A 16,983-nucleotide genomic window follows, 5' to 3' on the forward strand; every position below is an offset into this window, starting at 1 on the left:
TGAGTATTACCGTTTGCCTCCTGCGTTGCGGCCTATATTCCATAAAGGAACTAATCATTCCTTTTCGTCATTTCAGAGGCTAAATCTCAGCCCGTATAGTCACACTATCTTTCTGTTATATGAAAAGGCTGTTGTGGACTATCTACCAATATTCGCCGACCTGAAACAACGCCCGGTGCTGGTCGTTGGCGGTGGTGACGTGGCGGCGCGCAAAGTCTCCCTGCTTCAGCGCGTCGGGGCTGAAATACGGATAGTTGCGCAGTCGCTCTCACCGGAACTGGAACAACAACGTCAGCAAGGGCGGGTGCTCTGGCTGGGGAAAACCTTTGATCCGCAGCAGTTGGACGACGTGTTTCTGGCGATCGCCGCCACGGACGACAACGCGCTGAACGCCGCAGTGTTCGCCGAGGCGGATAAACGCCGGGTGCTGGCCAACGTGGTGGACGATCAGCCGCGCTGCTCGTTCATCTTCCCGTCGATCATCGATCGCTCGCCGCTGGTGGTGGCGGTGTCGTCCAGCGGCCAGGCGCCGGTGCTGGCGCGACTGCTGCGCGAAAAGCTGGAGGCGTTATTGCCCGCCAGTTTGGGGCAGATGGCGCAGGTCGCGGGCCGCTGGCGCGGCCAGGTCAAACAGCGGTTGGCTTCGATCGGCGAACGTCGCCGTTTCTGGGAGAAAACCTTCGGCGGCCGTTTCGCCACGCTGGTGGCCAACGGCCAGACGGCGCAGGCGGAACGGCAGCTGGAGCAGGATTTACACCGCTTCGCCGCAGGCGATGAAGGCGCACAGGGCGAGATCGCCCTAGTGGGCGCCGGGCCGGGCGACGTGGGGTTGTTGACCCTGCGCGGGCTGCAGGTGATGCAGCAGGCGGACGTGGTGCTGTATGACCATCTGGTCAGCGGCGAGATCCTCGATCTGGTGCGGCGCGACGCCGAGCGCATCTGCGTGGGCAAGCGCGCCGGCGCGCACTCGGTGATCCAGGAAGAGACCAACCGGCTGCTGGTGGAGCTGGCGCAGCAGGGCAAACGGGTGGTGCGCCTCAAGGGCGGCGATCCGTTCATCTTTGGCCGCGGCGGCGAAGAGCTGCAGGTGGCCGCCGCCGCCGGCATTCCGTTCCAGGTGGTGCCGGGCGTCACGGCCGCCGCGGGGGCGACCGCCTACGCCGGCATTCCGCTGACGCATCGCGATCACGCGCAGAGCGTGACCTTTATCACTGGCCACTGCCGCCCGGACGGCGATGGCCTGGACTGGGCCGATCTGGCCCGGACGCGGCAAACGCTGGCTATCTACATGGGCACCATGAAGGCGGCGGACATCAGCCAACGCCTGATCGCCCACGGCCGCGACGCTGCGACGCCGGTGGCGGTGATCAGCCGCGGCACGCGCGCCGATCAGCAGGTGCAGCTCGGCACGCTGGATCAATTGGAACACCTGGCCCAACGGGCGCCGTTGCCGGCGCTGTTGGTGATCGGCGAGGTGGTGGAACTGCACCACCAAATCGCCTGGTTCGGGCATCAATCGCAGACGGAAGGGGCCGCGCGCCCGGCCGTCGTGAATTTGGCATAGGCAAGGCTTTTAAGGACCTGTTATGGACGAAAAACGACTCACTCATTTGCGGCAATTGGAGGCGGAGAGTATCCATATCATCCGTGAAGTCGCCGCTGAATTCGCCAACCCGGTGATGCTGTATTCCATTGGCAAAGACTCTTCCGTGATGCTGCACCTGGCGCGTAAGGCGTTCTTCCCCGGCACGCTGCCGTTCCCGCTGCTGCACGTCGATACCGGCTGGAAATTCCGTGAAATGTACGAATTCCGCGATCGCACCGCGAAGGAGTACGGCTTCGAGCTGCTGGTGCATAAAAACCCGGAAGGGGTGGCGATGGGCATCAACCCGTTCGTGCACGGCAGCGCCAAGCATACCGACATCATGAAGACCGAGGGCCTGAAACAGGCGTTGAACAAGTACGGTTTTGACGCCGCCTTCGGCGGTGCGCGGCGCGATGAGGAGAAATCGCGCGCCAAAGAGCGCATCTACTCGTTCCGCGATCGCTTCCACCGCTGGGATCCGAAAAATCAGCGGCCGGAGCTGTGGCACAACTACAACGGCCAGATTAACAAAGGGGAGAGCATCCGCGTCTTCCCGCTGTCGAACTGGACCGAGCTGGATATCTGGCAGTACATCTTCCTGGAAAAGATCGACATCGTGCCGCTGTACCTGGCGAAACCGCGCCCGGTGGTGGAGCGCGACGGCATGCTGATGATGGTGGACGACGATCGCATCGATCTGCAGCCGGGTGAAGTGATCAGCCAGCGCATGGTGCGTTTCCGCACTCTGGGGTGCTGGCCGCTGACCGGCGCGGTGGATTCGCAGGCGCAAACCCTGCCGGAGATCATCGAAGAGATGCTGGTCTCCACCACCAGCGAACGCCAGGGGCGGATGATCGATCGCGATCAGTCCGGCTCGATGGAGCTGAAAAAGCGTCAAGGGTATTTCTAAGGAGCCGCCGGATGAACAACGCAATTGCACAACAAATCGCTGACCAGGGCGGCGTCGAGTCCTATCTGCACGCGCAGCAGCACAAGAGCCTGCTGCGCTTTCTGACCTGCGGCAGCGTCGACGACGGCAAAAGCACCCTGATTGGCCGCCTGCTGCACGATACCCGCCAGATCTACGAGGATCAGCTGTCGACGCTGCACAGCGACAGCAAACGCATCGGCACCCAGGGCGAAAAGCTCGATCTGGCGCTGCTGGTGGACGGCCTGCAGGCCGAGCGCGAGCAGGGCATCACCATCGACGTGGCCTATCGCTATTTCTCGACCGAAAAACGTAAATTTATCATCGCCGATACCCCGGGACACGAGCAGTACACCCGCAACATGGCCACCGGCGCCTCGACCTGCGATCTGGCGATCCTGTTGATCGACGCGCGCAAAGGGGTGTTGGATCAGACTCGCCGCCACAGCTTTATCGCGACCCTGCTGGGCATTCGTCATCTGGTGGTTGCGGTAAACAAAATGGATCTGGTGGACTATCAGGAAGCGGTGTTCGAGCAGTTCAAACAGGATTACCTGACCTTCGCCCAGCAGCTGCCTGGCGATCTGGACATCAAGTTCGTGCCGCTGTCGGCGCTGGACGGCGACAACGTGGCGAGCGAAAGCGCCCATATGCCGTGGTACAGCGGCCCGACGCTGCTGGAAGTGCTGGAGAGCGTCGACGTGATCAGCGAGCGAGAAAACCAGCCGCTGCGCTTCCCGGTGCAGTACGTCAACCGCCCGAACCTCGATTTCCGCGGCTATGCCGGCACGCTGTCCGCCGGCGTAGTGCGGGTGGGGCAACGCATCAAAGTGCTGCCTTCCGGCGTGGAGTCCAGCGTGGCGCGTATCGTGACCTTCGACGGCGATCTGCAAGAAGCGGTGCCGGGCGAGGCGATTACGCTGGTGCTGAAAGATGAAGTGGACATCAGCCGCGGCGATTTGCTGGTCGACGCCGGCGAAAGCCTGCAGGCGGCGCAGAGCGCGCGGGTGGACGTGGTATGGATGGCCGAGCAGCCGCTGGTGCCGGGCCAGAGCTACGACATCAAGATCGCCGGCAAAAAGACCCGCGCCCGCGTGGAGAGCATCCGCCATCAGGTGGAGATCAACACGCTGGCGCAACACCCAGCCGACACATTGCCGCTCAACGGCATCGGGTTGGTGGAGCTGACCTTCGACGAACCGCTGGTGCTGGACAGCTATCAGAGCAATCACGACACCGGCGGGCTGATCTTCATCGATCGCATGAGCAACGTGACGGTTGGCGCCGGTCTGGTGCGTGAAACGCTGCAGGATGCCCCGGCGGCGCGCGGCGAATTCAGCGCCTTCGAGCTGGAGCTGAATGCGCTGGTGCGCAAGCACTTCCCGCACTGGGGCGCACGCGATCTGCTCGGTGGCCGATAAGATGGCCGCTGAACTGAGGGCGACCGGGCCGGACGATGAGAACGTGGTTTGGCATCCGCATGCGGTGACGCGTGCGGATCGCGAAGCGCGCAACGGCCACCGCGGCGCGGTGCTGTGGTTTACCGGGCTGTCCGGCTCGGGAAAATCCACCGTCGCCGGCGCGCTGGAGCAGGCGCTGCATGGGCTTGGCGTCAGCACCTATCTGCTGGACGGCGATAACGTGCGCCACGGCCTGTGCCGCGATCTCGGCTTCTCCGACGAGGATCGGCGCGAGAACATTCGCCGGGTGGGGGAAGTGGCCAAGCTGATGGTGGACGCCGGGCTGGTGGTGCTGACCGCGTTCATTTCGCCGCACCGCGCCGAGCGGCAAATGGTGCGCGAGATGCTCGGCGACGATCGCTTTATCGAGGTGTTCGTCGACACGCCGTTGGCGATCTGCGAGGCGCGCGATCCGAAAGGGTTGTATAAAAAAGCGCGCGCCGGCGAGCTGCGCAATTTCACCGGTATCGACGCGGTTTATGAGGCGCCGCAGCAGCCGGAAATCCACCTCGACGGCCAACAATTGGTAACAAATTTGATTGCGCAATTGTTAGACGTGTTACGTGGTCAGGCTATTATCAAACCCTGAATTCAAAAAAGCGTGTGGCGTTTTTCGCCATGCGCTTTTTACTCTTAAGCCGCCGCAGAGCGAGCCGAATAACCAGGGATCACTATGCAAAATGTCACGCCTATCTTGATCGACTCCAAGCAGTCAAAACAGGAGAGAGAGGAGCCTTCTTATTCTTTCCTGGGCGGCGTCAGCGGCTTTGTTTTCTACTGGCTGGCGTTCGCGTTGCCGTTTCTGGTTTACGGTTCCAACACGCTGTTTTTCCTGCTCTATACCTGGCCGTTCTTCCTGGCGCTGATGCCGCTGTCGGTGCTGATCGGCATCACCCTCAGCATGCTGCTGCGCGGCCGTCTGATCCTGACGCTGTTGCTGACCGGCGCCGTTGTGCTGTGCCTGTTCTGGCTGGTGTTCAGCTTTCTGACCGGGTGGTGAGAGAGCGGGCGCCGATGCCGGCGCCCGAAGGATTGCAAAGCCGTGTCGAAGGTTACAAAACTTTGCTCAGAAACGCCTGCGTGCGCGGATTGGCCGGCTGGCTGAAGATCTGCTGTGGCGCACCCTCCTCCTGAATGATCCCCTGATCGATAAACAGCACCCGGTCGGCCACCTCGCGGGCAAAGCCCATCTCATGCGTCACCACCACCATGGTCATGCCCTCGTGGGCCAGTGATTTCATCACCGCCAACACTTCGCCCACCAGCTCAGGATCGAGCGCGGAGGTCGGTTCATCGAACAACATGATCTTCGGCTCCATCGCCAGCGCGCGGGCGATCGCTACCCGCTGCTGCTGGCCGCCGGACAGGCTGTTGGGGTAGGCGTCGATCTTGTCGAGCAGGCCGACCTTGAGCAGCAGCTGTTCTGCTTGCGCGATGGCTTCGGCGCGCGGCTGTTTCTTCACGCTCACCGGCGCCATGATGATGTTTTCCAACACCGTCATGTGCGGGAACAGATTGAAACGCTGGAACACCATGCCCACGCTTTCCCGCATTTTGTTCAGGTCGGTTTTCTGATCGTGGACGGCGAAGCCGTTCACCTCGATCTCGCCGCCGGAGAGCGTTTCCAGCGCGTTGATGCAGCGCAGGAAGGTGCTTTTGCCCGAGCCGGAAGGGCCGATGACGCACACCACTTCGTTGGCGGCGATCCGGCAGGAAATGCCGCGCAGCACGTGGCTTTCGCCGAACTGTTTTTGCAGGTTATGTACGCGAATCACTTTTACCGAACCTCTTTTCCATATGCTGCACCAGCAGCGAGAGCAGGAAGGTGATGACCCAATAGACCAGCGAAATGGTCAGATAGGGCTCCCAGTAGGTGGCGTAGGCGCCGGAGACGGTACGGGCGGCATAGGCCAGATCCGCCAGGCCGATGGCGGAGGCCAGCGACGAATCCTTGACGATGGCGATGGCGTTGTTGCCCAGCGGCGGCAGCATGCGGCGGAAGGCCTGCGGCAGGATCACCTGGCGCATGGTCTTGCCATAGCTCATGCCCAGCGAGCGTGAGGCTTCCATCTGGCCGCGGTCGATAGACTGGATCCCGGCGCGGAAGATTTCCGACACATAGGCACCGGCGTTGAGCGTGATCGCCACCACGCAGGAGAGAAAGGCGCCGTAGTCGGCGCGCAGCGCGCGAGCGAAATCGACGCTCATCAGACCGCTGGTGACCAGCAGACCGTCACGCGGGTTGATGAACAGCGGCACCAGCGCGAAGTGCACCACCATGATCTGCACGAACAGCGGCGTGCCGCGAAAGGCGCTGATGTAGATGCGCACCGGCCACTGAACGCCGTAATGCAGGATGGGTTTCCAGATGCCGTGCGGCGCCTGCGCCAAACGGCCCAGCCCGAGGATCAAGCCCCAGGTGGTGCCCAGCAGCACGCAGATAATGGTGCATTTGATGGTCATCCAGGTGCCTTCCATAAACAGCGGCGCGTATTCCTGGATGATCTCCCAGCGGAAGTTCAAGGGGTATTCCTTCTTGGTAGGCTGAAACGGTGGTGCGCCGACGCCCTTGCGGGCGCCGGCTACTGGGGATTATTCCGCCGGCAGCGTCGGTACGTTGCTGTCGAACCAGGTTTGGTAGATCTTGGCGTAGGTGCCGTCGGCGACGATTTTCTTCAGGCCGGCGTTGATCTTGTTGCGCAGCTCATCGTTGCCTTTGGCGACGGCGATGCCGAAATACTGGCGCTCGAACTTGGCGTCGGGCACCAGCTTGAAGGCTTTCTCAGGGTGGGTCTTGATATAGAACTTGGCCACGCCGACGTCGCCGACCGCCGCGCCGATGCCGTCTTCATACAGCTCCTGCAGCATCAGCGGGGTATTGTCGAAGCGCTTGATGGCGGTACTGTTTTTACCCAGCGCGTCGGACACCACGATGTCGCCGGTGCTGGAGTTCACCACGCCGACCTTCAGCGCTTTCAGCGCGGCGATGGAGTCCACCGTCGAGTCTTGCGGCACCACGATAGCCTGCTCAGCCGGGAAGTAAGGCGCAGAGAAATCAACCATCTGCTTGCGCTTATCGGTGATGGTGATGCCGGAAATGATGATATCGCGATCGCCGGAGTTCAGTGTGGCGAAGATCCCTTCCCATGGCGTATTGATCAGTTTGATTTGGAAGCCTTCGGCCTTGGCTACCGCCTTGATGATGTCGATGTCGAAACCTTCCAGCTGCTTTTGGCTGTTTTCAAATTCGAATGGCCGATAGGTACCGCCGGAGCCGACGACGTAGGTGGGTTCAGCCGCCAACGCAGCGATGGAGAAGGTGGCGGCCAGGCAGGCGCCGATCAGAACTAAACGTTTTAACATCGCGATCCCCGATAATGAATGGTTATATATTGGAGTTATTTATGCACTATGAGTGCATAAAAATAAGCTTCAATGAATGAAAGTGCAACCGCTGCATGACGATTATTCTCTCTATGGTGTTAAATATTCACTTTTTGCTTTGCTGTGGCGTAAGCGATGTGTCAGGAAGCGGTGATGCAGTGATTCTTGCTGCATAATGGAGGTAGGATAGAGTGTGTCTCATTGGAAAACGCGGCGCGTGCGCCGAGCCAAAGGGGCGTTTTTTGCCGCTTTCGCAGCGGAATTAGGCGATAAACACGGGAACCCTTCATCCGTATTCTGAATTTGGCGTTGAAATGCCGCTCTCAGTGTGGAGTCCAACGAGAAGTTGTGGGATGATTGGTCGGTTTTTCAGGGGGCGGAGATGGGAAAACTTACGCTGCTATTGCTGGCATTGCTCGGTTGGTTACAGTATTCACTGTGGCTGGGCAAAAATGGTATTCACGATTACGTGCGAGTCAATGAAGACGTTGCGGTCCAACAGGGTAGCAACGCCAAGTTGAAAGCGCGTAACGATCAGCTGTTTGCCGAAATCGATGATTTGAACGGCGGTCAGGAAGCGATCGAAGAGCGAGCACGTAATGAGCTGGGCATGATCAAGCCCGGTGAGACTTTCTATCGTCTGGTTCCTGACCAATCCAGACGCAACGCGGCGTCTTCCTCGCAAAATAACGCACAAAAATAACGCATGAATCACTCCGCAGGCACCTTTCCCTCGGTGATTGCCGTCCTGCCCGCTGCCGGTATCGGCAGCCGCATGCAGGCGGAATGCCCGAAGCAATATTTAACCATCGGCCGGCACAGCATCGTCGAACACGCCATCCACGCCCTGTTGCGCCACCCGCGCATTGAACGGGTGATCGTGGCGATCGGCCCCGAAGATCGTCAGTTCGAACGGCTACCCATCGCTCAGGATCCGCGGGTAATCGTCACCGAGGGCGGCAAACAGCGCGCCGATTCGGTGATGGCCGGGTTGAAGCTGGCGGGTGATGCGGACTGGGTGCTGGTGCACGACGCCGCGCGCCCCTGCCTGCACGCCGACGATCTCGAGCGCCTGTTGGCGATCACCTCACACAGCAAGGTGGGCGGCATTCTCGCCGCGCCGGTGCGCGACACCATGAAGCGCGCTGAACCCGGCCGCGACACCATCGCCCACACCGTTGAACGGCAGGATCTGTGGCATGCGCTGACGCCGCAGCTGTTTCCGCTGCCGCTGCTCAAGCAGTGCCTGCAGCGCGCGCTGGATGAAGGCGCGAACGTCACCGACGAAGCCTCGGCGCTGGAACATTGCGGCTATCATCCGCAGCTGATCGCCGGCCGGGCGGACAACATTAAAGTAACGCGGCCGGAGGATTTGGCGCTGGCGGCGTTCTATTTGACCCAGTTAGACAATTAAGGAGCGCATCATGCGTATCGGTCACGGTTTTGATGTACATAAATTCGGCGGCGAAGGCCCGTTGGTGATCGGTGGTGTTCGCATCCCTTACGACAAAGGCTTGCTGGCCCACTCCGACGGTGACGTCGCGCTGCATGCCGCCACCGACGCCCTGCTGGGGGCGGCGGCGCTGGGCGATATCGGCAAACTGTTCCCCGATACCGATCCGGCCTTCAAAGGCGCCGACAGCCGCGAGCTGCTGCGCGAAGCCTGGAAACGCATCCGCGCCAAAGGTTACCGCCTCGGTAACCTCGATATCACCATCATCGCTCAGGCGCCGAAAATGGCGCCGCACATCCCGCAGATGCGCGTCTTCCTGGCGGAAGACCTGCAGTGCCATATGGATGACGTCAACGTGAAGGCCACCACCACCGAGCAGCTCGGTTTTACCGGGCGCGGCGAGGGCATCGCGTGCGAAGCGGTTGCCTTGCTGATCAAGGAATAACCGCATGGATATGGCGAATCTGACCTGGCTGCATGGCCGGCCGCAGAGTTCCGGGGTGTTGAAAGCCAATCCGGAAGATTTCGTGGTGGTCGAAGATCTGGGCTTTGCGCCGGACGGTGAAGGTGAGCACGTGCTGGTAAATATCCGTAAAAACGGCTGCAATACCCAGTTCGTGGCCGACTATCTGGCGCGCTTCGCCGGTATTCACGCCCGTTCCGTCAGCTATGCCGGTTTGAAGGATCGCCACGCGGTGACCGAACAGTGGTTCTGCCTGCATATGCCGGGTAAAGACACGCCGGATTTCTCCCGGTTTACGCTGGAAGGCTGCGAGGTGCTCTCGTTCGCCCGCCACCTGCGCAAAATGCGCATCGGCAACCTGAAGGGCAACCACTTTACGTTGGTGCTGCGCCAGATTTCCGATCGGCTGGACGTGGAACGTCGCCTGCAGGCCATCGCCGCGCAGGGCGTGCCAAACTACTTCGGCAGCCAGCGTTTCGGCCGCGGCGGCAACAACCTGGTGATGGCGCGCCGCTGGGCGAACGACGAAATTCGTGTCAAAGAGCGCAGTAAGCGCAGCTTCTACCTGTCCGCCAGCCGCAGTGCGCTGTTCAATCTGATCGCGAGCCAACGCCTGGCTGACGGGCTGCAGCGCACCGTGCTGGAAGGGGATGCCCTGCAGCTGAGTGGGCGCGGCAGCTGGTTCGTCGCCAAAGCCGATGAGCTGGAGACGTTGCAGCAACGGCTGGATGCCGGCGAGCTGGCGATCACGGCTCCCTTGCCGGGCGACGGTGAGCCAGGCACCGCCGGCCAAGCCTTGGCTTTTGAACAACAATGCTTGGCGGAACAACCGGAATTGCTTACGCTTTTAAAGCGCGAGCGTATCGAACCCGCTCGCCGGGCCCTGCTGTTGCAGCCGCAAAATTTGCAGTGGAACTGGTGGGATGACGTTACCGTGGAACTGCGCTTCTGGCTGCCGGCGGGCAGCTTTGCTACCAGCGTGGTTCGCGAGATCATGCAGCAGGATAACAGTGATGCGGATATTGCTGAGTAACGATGACGGCGTCAGCGCCCCGGGCATTCAGGTGCTGGCGGCGGCGCTGCGGGAATTCGCCGAAGTGCAGGTCGTGGCGCCGGATCGTAACCGCAGCGGCTCTTCCAATGCTTTAACGCTGGAGTCGCCGTTGCGCACGCAGACGCTGGCCAACGGGGATATTGCGGTGTTGCAAGGGACGCCGACCGACTGCGTTTACCTTGGCGTCAACGCGTTGATGCGCCCGGCGCCCGATATCGTGGTATCCGGCATTAACGCCGGGCCGAATTTGGGCGACGACGTTATCTATTCCGGCACCGTCGCGGCGGCGATGGAGGGCCGGCACCTGGGGTTGCCTGCCTTGGCGGTGTCGCTGAACGGCCACCGGCACTACGCGACCGCAGCCGCCATTACCTGCCGCATCCTGCGCGCGCTGCAGCGCGAACCGCTACGTACCGGAAAAATTCTGAATATTAACGTGCCGGATCTGCCGCTGGCTGAGATCAAAGGCCTGCGCGTTACCCGCTGCGGCAGCCGCCATCCCGCCGACAAGGTCTTCTGCCAGCAGGATCCGCGCGGACAAAATATCTACTGGATCGGGCCGCCTGGTGATAAATTTGATGCCGGGCCGGATACCGACTTTGCGGCGGTGGAACAAGGCTATGTGGCGATAACGCCGCTGCAGGTGGATTTAACCGCCTACGCGGCGCAAGAAGTCGTGAAAACATGGTTAACCAAGGCAGAGGTTAGCGGGGAATGGTGAATAAGCGCATGCAAACATTGCTGACGCAGCTGCGGCAGCAGGGGATCCGAGACGAAAAGCTGCTGCGGGCGATCGAAGCGGTGCCGCGCGAGCGTTTTGTCGATGAAGCGCTGGATCATAAGGCCTACGAAAACACCGCATTGCCGATCGGTTCCGGTCAGACCATTTCCCAGCCTTATATGGTGGCGCGGATGACCGAGCTGCTGAATCTGAAACCTACCTCAAGGGTGCTGGAGATCGGTACCGGTTCCGGTTATCAAACCGCTATCCTGGCGCATCTGGTGCAACACGTTTGTTCCGTCGAACGCATCAAGGGGCTGCAGTGGCAGGCCAAGCGCCGCCTGAAACAGCTCGATCTTCACAATGTTTCCACCCGCCACGGCGACGGTTGGCAGGGTTGGGCGTCGCGCGGCCCGTTCGATGCGATCATCGTCACTGCCGCGCCGCCGGAGATCCCGCAGGCGCTGGTTGAGCAGTTGGACGACGGCGGCATTTTGGTGTTGCCGGTGGGCGAGCAGGCCCAAACCCTCAAACGCATTCAGCGCCATGGCAACGATTTCGTGGTCGATGCGGTAGAGGCGGTGCGCTTTGTGCCGTTGGTGAAAGGCGAATTGGCCTAGCGATTGTCTGAATTTTCGACCGTCTGCAAAATCTGTTGCACTTTCATCATGGCCGGATAAGGTTTTCTCGTTCCAATCAGGCTAATTTTCACTAGAATTGGCCTTTCTACGTAGTTGTCTTATGGTGCGGCAACGCCAATGTGGTTAGCATTGGCGCGCGTTTTGATGCTCCGGCGCGAGATGACCTGGCGTTCAGGGATCGGCCGGCGGCGCCTTTACATCGCAGAAACTGGGAAGTGGCAAAAGCTCGGCTACGATGTAAAGGGTATTTTGGATATATCACTGATATTGCTGTCATGGGGGAAGCATGAGCACGGGAAGCCCAATGATTACGTTACGCCGGGTAGCGGTGTGTACGATGGTAAGTTTGTGGTTGGCGGGTTGTACGAATACGGCCTCGACGTCGGCTCCTATCAGCAGCGTGGGGGGCGGCGGTGCCGCTCCATCCGGCAATAATAATGGCGGAGTGCAGCAGGCCAGCCCAGAGGGCCGCATTGTCTATAACCGCAGTTATAACGCCATCCCTAAAGGGAGCTACAGCGGCGGCGAAACTTATACGGTCAAGCGCGGCGACACGCTGTTTTATATCGCCTGGATCACCGGCAATGATTTCCGCGACCTGGCGCAGCGCAACAATATTCCCGAGCCATACAGCCTGAATGTTGGCCAAACCATTCAGCTTGGTAATGGTTCTGCCAACGGCGGCGGCGGCATGTTGGCGACGACAGATGCGACCAAAGGCGGTGTTCCGAAGCCACCTTCCAGCTCCCAGATCCAGACGGCAACGGTTGATTCTCAATCAACTAACGCGTATTCTGAAAACTCGGGTAAACAGAATGTAGGTAAGATGTTACCTGCAGCAGGTGCCGCAGCGGTTGGGACCGCGACTGCGCCTGTTACCGCGCCGGAAGCCGCTCCACCTGTGAGCAGCACCGTCAGCAACAGCGCTCCGGTCAGTACCTGGAGATGGCCGACTGACGGTAAGGTTATTGATAACTTTTCCTCATCAGAAGGTGGGAATAAGGGTGTCGATATCGCCGGTTCCCGTGGGCAGCCTATCTTCGCTACCGCCGATGGCCGCGTAGTGTATGCAGGCAACGCTTTACGGGGTTACGGTAATCTAATCATCATCAAACATAATGATGATTACCTGAGCGCCTACGCTCATAACGACACAATGCTGGTCCGGGAACAACAAGAAGTGAAGGCGGGTCAAAAAATAGCCACCATGGGTAGCACCGGTACCAGTTCAGTACGTTTGCATTTTGAAATTCGTTACAAGGGGAAATCCGTAAACCCGCTGCGTTATCTTCCGCAGCGATAGATTGGGCAGAATACGCTGAGATTCTGCTCGCGGTATCACGGGTAGGAGCAGCATATGAGCCAAAATACGCTGAAAGTTAACGAGTTACATGATGATGCGGATTTCGACGAGAATGGAGCTGAGGCCGAGTCGTTTGATGAAAAAGCGCTGGTAGAAGAAGAGACCAGCGAGAACGATTTAGCGGAAGAAGAGCTGTTGTCTCAAGGCGTTACGCAACGCGTATTGGATGCGACGCAGCTCTATCTGGGTGAGATCGGTTATTCACCTCTGCTGACCGCAGAGGAAGAAGTCTATTTTGCGCGGCGTGCTCTGCGCGGTGACGTGCCGTCCCGCCGCCGCATGATTGAAAGCAACCTGCGGCTGGTGGTGAAAATCGCCCGCCGCTACAGCAACCGCGGTCTGGCGCTGCTGGATCTGATCGAAGAGGGTAACCTCGGTCTGATTCGCGCAGTGGAAAAATTCGACCCGGAACGCGGCTTCCGCTTCTCCACTTATGCAACCTGGTGGATCCGTCAGACGATTGAACGGGCGATCATGAACCAAACCCGTACCATTCGTTTGCCTATCCATATCGTCAAAGAACTGAATGTCTATCTGCGCACCGCGCGCGAGCTTTCCCACAAGCTGGATCATGAACCGAGCGCTGAAGAAATTGCCGAGCAACTCGACAAGCCGGTGGATGACGTCAGCCGCATGCTGCGCCTGAATGAGCGCATCACCTCGGTGGATACGCCGCTGGGCGGGGATTCGGAGAAAGCGCTGCTGGACATTCTGGCCGACGAGAAGGACAACGGGCCTGAAGACACCACGCAAGATGACGATATGAAGCAAAGCATCGTCAAATGGCTGTTCGAACTGAACGCCAAACAGCGTGAAGTGTTGGCGCGTCGTTTCGGCCTGCTGGGCTATGAAGCGGCGACGCTGGAAGACGTAGGCCGGGAGATTGGCTTGACGCGCGAGCGCGTTCGTCAGATTCAGGTAGAAGGTCTGCGCCGTCTGCGTGAGATTTTGCAGATGCAGGGCCTGAGCATTGAGGCGCTGTTCCGCGAATAACGCCGGTTGTTGAACCGCATCAAATAAAAACGGTGAGCATGATGCTCACCGTTTTTTTATGCCCGCGTTTGGCGCCAGATTACACCATATTTTTCAGCCGGTAGATCCATTCCAGCGCCTGTCGAGGCGACAGGGAGTCTGGATCAAGCGCCTCCAGGGCTTCTACCGCCGGCGAGGTCTCTTCCTGCAGCAGCGTCATCTGGGTGGCATCGACGCTGCCCGACGCGGTGTGGCTGGAGATGGATTCCAGCTCGCGCAGTTTCTGACGGGCGCGTTTGATGACGTCGCGCGGCACGCCGGCCAGTGCGGCGACCGCCAGGCCATAACTTTTGCTGGCGGCACCGTCTTGCACGCTGTGCATGAAGGCGATGGTGTCGCCGTGTTCAAGCGCATCCAGATGCACGTTGACCACGCCTTCCATCTTCTCAGGCAGGGTCGTTAGCTCGAAGTAGTGGGTGGCGAACAGCGTCATCGCCTTGATGCGGTTGGCCAGGTTCTCGGCGCAGGCCCAGGCCAGCGACAGGCCGTCGTAGGTGGAGGTGCCGCGGCCGATTTCATCCATCAACACCAGGCTGTGCTCGGTGGCGTTGTGCAGAATGTTGGCGGTTTCGGTCATCTCCACCATGAAGGTGGAGCGGCCGGAAGCCAGATCGTCCGCCGCGCCGACGCGGGTGAAGATGCGATCCACCGGGCCGATGGTGGCCTTGGTGGCCGGCACGTAGCTGCCGATGTGCGCCATCAGCACGATCAGCGCCGTTTGCCGCATATAGGTGCTTTTACCGCCCATGTTCGGACCGGTTATGATCAGCATGCGGCGCTGCGGCGACAGGGTGAGCGGGTTGGAGATAAACGGCTCGCTCAGCACCTGCTCCACCACCGGATGGCGGCCTTCGGTAATGCGGATCCCCGGCTGCTCGCTCATGGTCGGGCAAGCGTAGTTCAGGGTATCGGCGCGCTCGGCCAGGTTGGCCAGCACGTCCAGCTCGGCCAGCGCGGCGGCGCTTTGTTGCAGTTCCGCCAGGTGCGGCAGCAGCAGATCGAACAGCTCGTCGTACAGGCTTTTCTCGATCGCCAGCGCCTTACCCTTGGAGGTGAGCACTTTGTCTTCGTACTCTTTCAGTTCCGGGATGATGTAGCGCTCGGCGTTTTTCAGCGTCTGACGGCGTACATAGTGGATCGGCACCAGGTGGCTTTGACCGCGGCTGACCTGAATGTAATAGCCGTGTACGCCGTTGAAGCCGACCTTGAGCGTATCCAGACCCAGCTTTTCACGCTCGCGGATCTCCAGCCGATCGAGGTAGTCGCTGGCGCCGTCGGCCAGTGCCCGCCACTCGTCCAGTTCGCTGTTGTAACCGGGGGCGATCACGCCGCCGTCGCGCACCAGCACCGGCGGTGATTCAATGACCGCGCGTTCCAACAATTCGCGCAGTTCGTCGAACTGGCCCACCTGCGACAGTAGCTGCTGCACGTGCGGCGTTTTCACATCCTGCAGCAGCGCGCGGATGTCTGGCAACTGTTGGAAAGCATGGCGCATGCGCGCCAGATCGCGCGGACGGGCGGTGCGCAGCGCCAGACGCGCCAAAATACGTTCCTGATCGCCTACCTGACGCAGCGAAGGCTGCAGATCCGCGAACAATTCCTGCAATGCGCCGATCGCCTGCTGGCGGGCAGTCAGGACCTTGATGTCGCGGGTTGGCATGTGCAGCCAGCGTTTCAGCATGCGGCTGCCCATCGGTGTCACCGTGCGATCGAGGATCGCCGCCAGCGTGTTGTCGCTGCCGCCGGACAGGCTCTGCGTCAGCTCCAGATTACGGCGGGTGGCGGCGTCCATGATGATGCCGTCCTGCTGGCGCTCCATGGTGATGCCGCGAATGTGCGGCAGCGAAGTGCGTTGGGTATCTTTGACGTACTGCAGCAGACAGCCTGCGGCGCGCAGCGCCTGGTGCGCCTGCTCGACGCCAAAGCCGGTCAAGTCGCGGGTGCCGAACTGCAGGTTGAGCTGCTGGCGTGCGGTCTCAAGCTCGAATTCCCACAGCGGGCGGCGGCGCAGGCCATGGCGCTGTTCGATCAGCGTCATCTGTTCGAAGGTTTCCGGGTAGAGCAGCTCGGCCGGATTGGTGCGCTGCAGCTCGGCGGCCATGGTTTCCAGATCCTGCGGCTCGGCGACGCGGAAGCGGCCGGAGCTGATGTCCAGCGTGGCGTAGCCGAAGCCGCGCGCATCCTGCCAGATCGCCGCCAGCAGGTTGTCCTGGCGTTCTTGCAGCAGCGCTTCGTCGGTGATGGTGCCGGGGGTGACGATACGCACCACTTTGCGTTCGACCGGCCCTTTGCTGGTGGCCGGATCGCCGATCTGCTCGCAGATGGCGACGGACTCGCCGAGCTGCACCAGCTTGGCCAGGTAGTTCTCCACCGCGTGGTGCGGCACGCCGGCCATCGGGATCGGTTCGCCCGCCGAGGCGCCGCGTTTGGTCAGCGAGATATCCAGCAGTTGGGAAGCGCGCTTGGCGTCGTCGTAAAATAGCTCGTAGAAGTCGCCCATGCGGTAGAACAGCAGGATTTCAGGATGCTGGGCCTTGAGGCGCAGGTACTGCTGCATCATCGGCGTGTGCGAATCGAGTTTATCGGTGCTATTCATGCGATTATTTTTCCAATCCATTGAATGTAAAGGGAACTGTGATTTTCATTGTCGTCATTCGCTATCACATTGTTTCAGCAGGCGCCACCCCATTCAGCGCTTGGCGGGCGGCGCAAATCAAATTATCAATACGCCAAACGGCGCGCTCAAACCCGAGGTTTGCACAGACGCTTATACTAGCCCAGCGGGCAATCGGCTGTCACAGGTAAAAATGGGAAGCGCTGCGCAAGGCCGGTTTGCAACGAAGCGAGATTGTCGTTCGCCTGCGGGCAACAACGCAAGTGTCGCCGCCCGGAGTGGTGG

17 protein-coding genes are annotated in these 16,983 nt (G+C 60.4%); 13 read left to right on the forward strand and 4 right to left on the reverse strand.

The window, feature by feature from the left end; translation table 11 throughout:
• Positions 1-133: 133 nt before the first annotated feature.
• From cysG to ACOWVD_RS11185, 5 genes are all read left to right on the forward strand, one after another.
• The gene (gene cysG, locus ACOWVD_RS11165; protein ID WP_421105630.1) at positions 134-1,564 is read left to right on the forward strand and encodes a siroheme synthase CysG; all 1,431 of its coding nucleotides are present in this window, start codon (positions 134-136) and stop codon (positions 1,562-1,564) included.
• A 22-nt stretch (positions 1,565-1,586) separates the two neighbouring features.
• Positions 1,587-2,495 carry a sulfate adenylyltransferase subunit CysD gene (cysD, locus tag ACOWVD_RS11170; protein ID WP_004932620.1) on the forward strand — a complete coding sequence of 303 codons (909 nt, stop codon included), beginning with the start codon at positions 1,587-1,589 and terminating at the stop codon, positions 2,493-2,495.
• Positions 2,496-2,506: 11 nt separating this feature from the next.
• Positions 2,507-3,934: a sulfate adenylyltransferase subunit CysN gene (gene cysN, locus ACOWVD_RS11175; RefSeq protein ID WP_049242652.1), complete on the forward strand. Its 1,428-nt coding sequence runs from the start codon at positions 2,507-2,509 to the stop codon at positions 3,932-3,934.
• A complete protein-coding gene (gene cysC / locus ACOWVD_RS11180; protein ID WP_080356245.1) occupies positions 3,873-4,562 on the forward strand; it encodes an adenylyl-sulfate kinase in 690 nt (229 codons plus the stop codon). The genes cysN and cysC overlap by 62 nt, the downstream gene beginning before the upstream one ends.
• Positions 4,563-4,646: 84 nt before the next feature.
• Positions 4,647-4,973, forward strand: coding sequence for a DUF3561 family protein (locus tag ACOWVD_RS11185; RefSeq protein WP_016929047.1), 327 nt, complete (start codon positions 4,647-4,649; stop codon positions 4,971-4,973).
• Positions 4,974-5,025: 52 nt separating this feature from the next.
• On the opposite strand, the gene ACOWVD_RS11190 is transcribed toward ACOWVD_RS11185, so the two are convergent.
• The 3 genes from ACOWVD_RS11190 to ACOWVD_RS11200 form a co-directional block, all read right to left on the reverse strand.
• Positions 5,026-5,748, reverse strand: coding sequence for an amino acid ABC transporter ATP-binding protein (locus tag ACOWVD_RS11190; RefSeq protein ID WP_004932608.1), 723 nt, complete (start codon positions 5,746-5,748; stop codon positions 5,026-5,028).
• Positions 5,732-6,451 (reverse strand): amino acid ABC transporter permease, encoded by a 720-nt coding sequence (locus ACOWVD_RS11195; protein WP_164095563.1) that lies wholly within the window; start codon positions 6,449-6,451, stop codon positions 5,732-5,734. Before ACOWVD_RS11195 ends, ACOWVD_RS11190 begins: the two co-directional genes overlap by 17 nt.
• A 114-nt stretch (positions 6,452-6,565) precedes the next feature.
• Positions 6,566-7,336 carry a basic amino acid ABC transporter substrate-binding protein gene (locus ACOWVD_RS11200; protein WP_015376687.1) on the reverse strand — a complete coding sequence of 257 codons (771 nt, stop codon included), beginning with the start codon at positions 7,334-7,336 and terminating at the stop codon, positions 6,566-6,568.
• Positions 7,337-7,739: 403 nt separating this feature from the next.
• On the opposite strand from ACOWVD_RS11200, the gene ftsB reads away from it, so the two are divergent.
• The 8 genes from ftsB to rpoS all read left to right on the forward strand — a co-directional run bounded on the left by ftsB (position 7,740) and on the right by rpoS (position 14,045).
• The gene (gene ftsB, locus ACOWVD_RS11205) at positions 7,740-8,060 is read left to right on the forward strand and encodes a cell division protein FtsB (RefSeq protein ID WP_021505314.1); all 321 of its coding nucleotides are present in this window, start codon (positions 7,740-7,742) and stop codon (positions 8,058-8,060) included.
• Between the two features lie 3 nt (positions 8,061-8,063).
• The gene (ispD, locus tag ACOWVD_RS11210) at positions 8,064-8,771 is read left to right on the forward strand and encodes a 2-C-methyl-D-erythritol 4-phosphate cytidylyltransferase (RefSeq protein WP_197763731.1); all 708 of its coding nucleotides are present in this window, start codon (positions 8,064-8,066) and stop codon (positions 8,769-8,771) included.
• Between the two features lie 10 nt (positions 8,772-8,781).
• Positions 8,782-9,255: a 2-C-methyl-D-erythritol 2,4-cyclodiphosphate synthase gene (ispF, locus tag ACOWVD_RS11215; RefSeq protein ID WP_004932594.1), complete on the forward strand. Its 474-nt coding sequence runs from the start codon at positions 8,782-8,784 to the stop codon at positions 9,253-9,255.
• 4 nt (positions 9,256-9,259) lie between these two features.
• A complete protein-coding gene (truD, locus tag ACOWVD_RS11220; RefSeq protein ID WP_049242663.1) occupies positions 9,260-10,306 on the forward strand; it encodes a tRNA pseudouridine(13) synthase TruD in 1,047 nt (348 codons plus the stop codon).
• The gene (surE, locus tag ACOWVD_RS11225) at positions 10,287-11,048 is read left to right on the forward strand and encodes a 5'/3'-nucleotidase SurE (RefSeq protein ID WP_033631815.1); all 762 of its coding nucleotides are present in this window, start codon (positions 10,287-10,289) and stop codon (positions 11,046-11,048) included. Before truD ends, surE begins: the two co-directional genes overlap by 20 nt.
• Positions 11,042-11,668 carry a protein-L-isoaspartate(D-aspartate) O-methyltransferase gene (locus ACOWVD_RS11230; protein WP_004932585.1) on the forward strand — a complete coding sequence of 209 codons (627 nt, stop codon included), beginning with the start codon at positions 11,042-11,044 and terminating at the stop codon, positions 11,666-11,668. Before surE ends, ACOWVD_RS11230 begins: the two co-directional genes overlap by 7 nt.
• A gap of 325 nt (positions 11,669-11,993) precedes the next feature.
• Entirely contained in the window at positions 11,994-12,992 is a 999-nt protein-coding gene (nlpD, locus tag ACOWVD_RS11235) for a murein hydrolase activator NlpD (RefSeq protein ID WP_015376692.1), read from the forward strand.
• 54 nt (positions 12,993-13,046) lie between these two features.
• On the forward strand, positions 13,047-14,045 hold the full coding sequence (gene rpoS / locus ACOWVD_RS11240; RefSeq protein WP_004932578.1) for an RNA polymerase sigma factor RpoS: 999 nt from the start codon (positions 13,047-13,049) through the stop codon (positions 14,043-14,045).
• A gap of 79 nt (positions 14,046-14,124) precedes the next feature.
• On the opposite strand, the gene mutS is transcribed toward rpoS, so the two are convergent.
• Positions 14,125-16,680, reverse strand: coding sequence for a DNA mismatch repair protein MutS (gene mutS, locus ACOWVD_RS11245; RefSeq protein ID WP_421105631.1), 2,556 nt, complete (start codon positions 16,678-16,680; stop codon positions 14,125-14,127).
• Between the last annotated feature and the right edge of the window lie 303 nt (positions 16,681-16,983).

It is taken from the genome of Serratia sp. SA088, from assembly GCF_049065515.1.
GTDB lineage: Bacteria > Pseudomonadota > Gammaproteobacteria > Enterobacterales > Enterobacteriaceae > Serratia > Serratia nematodiphila.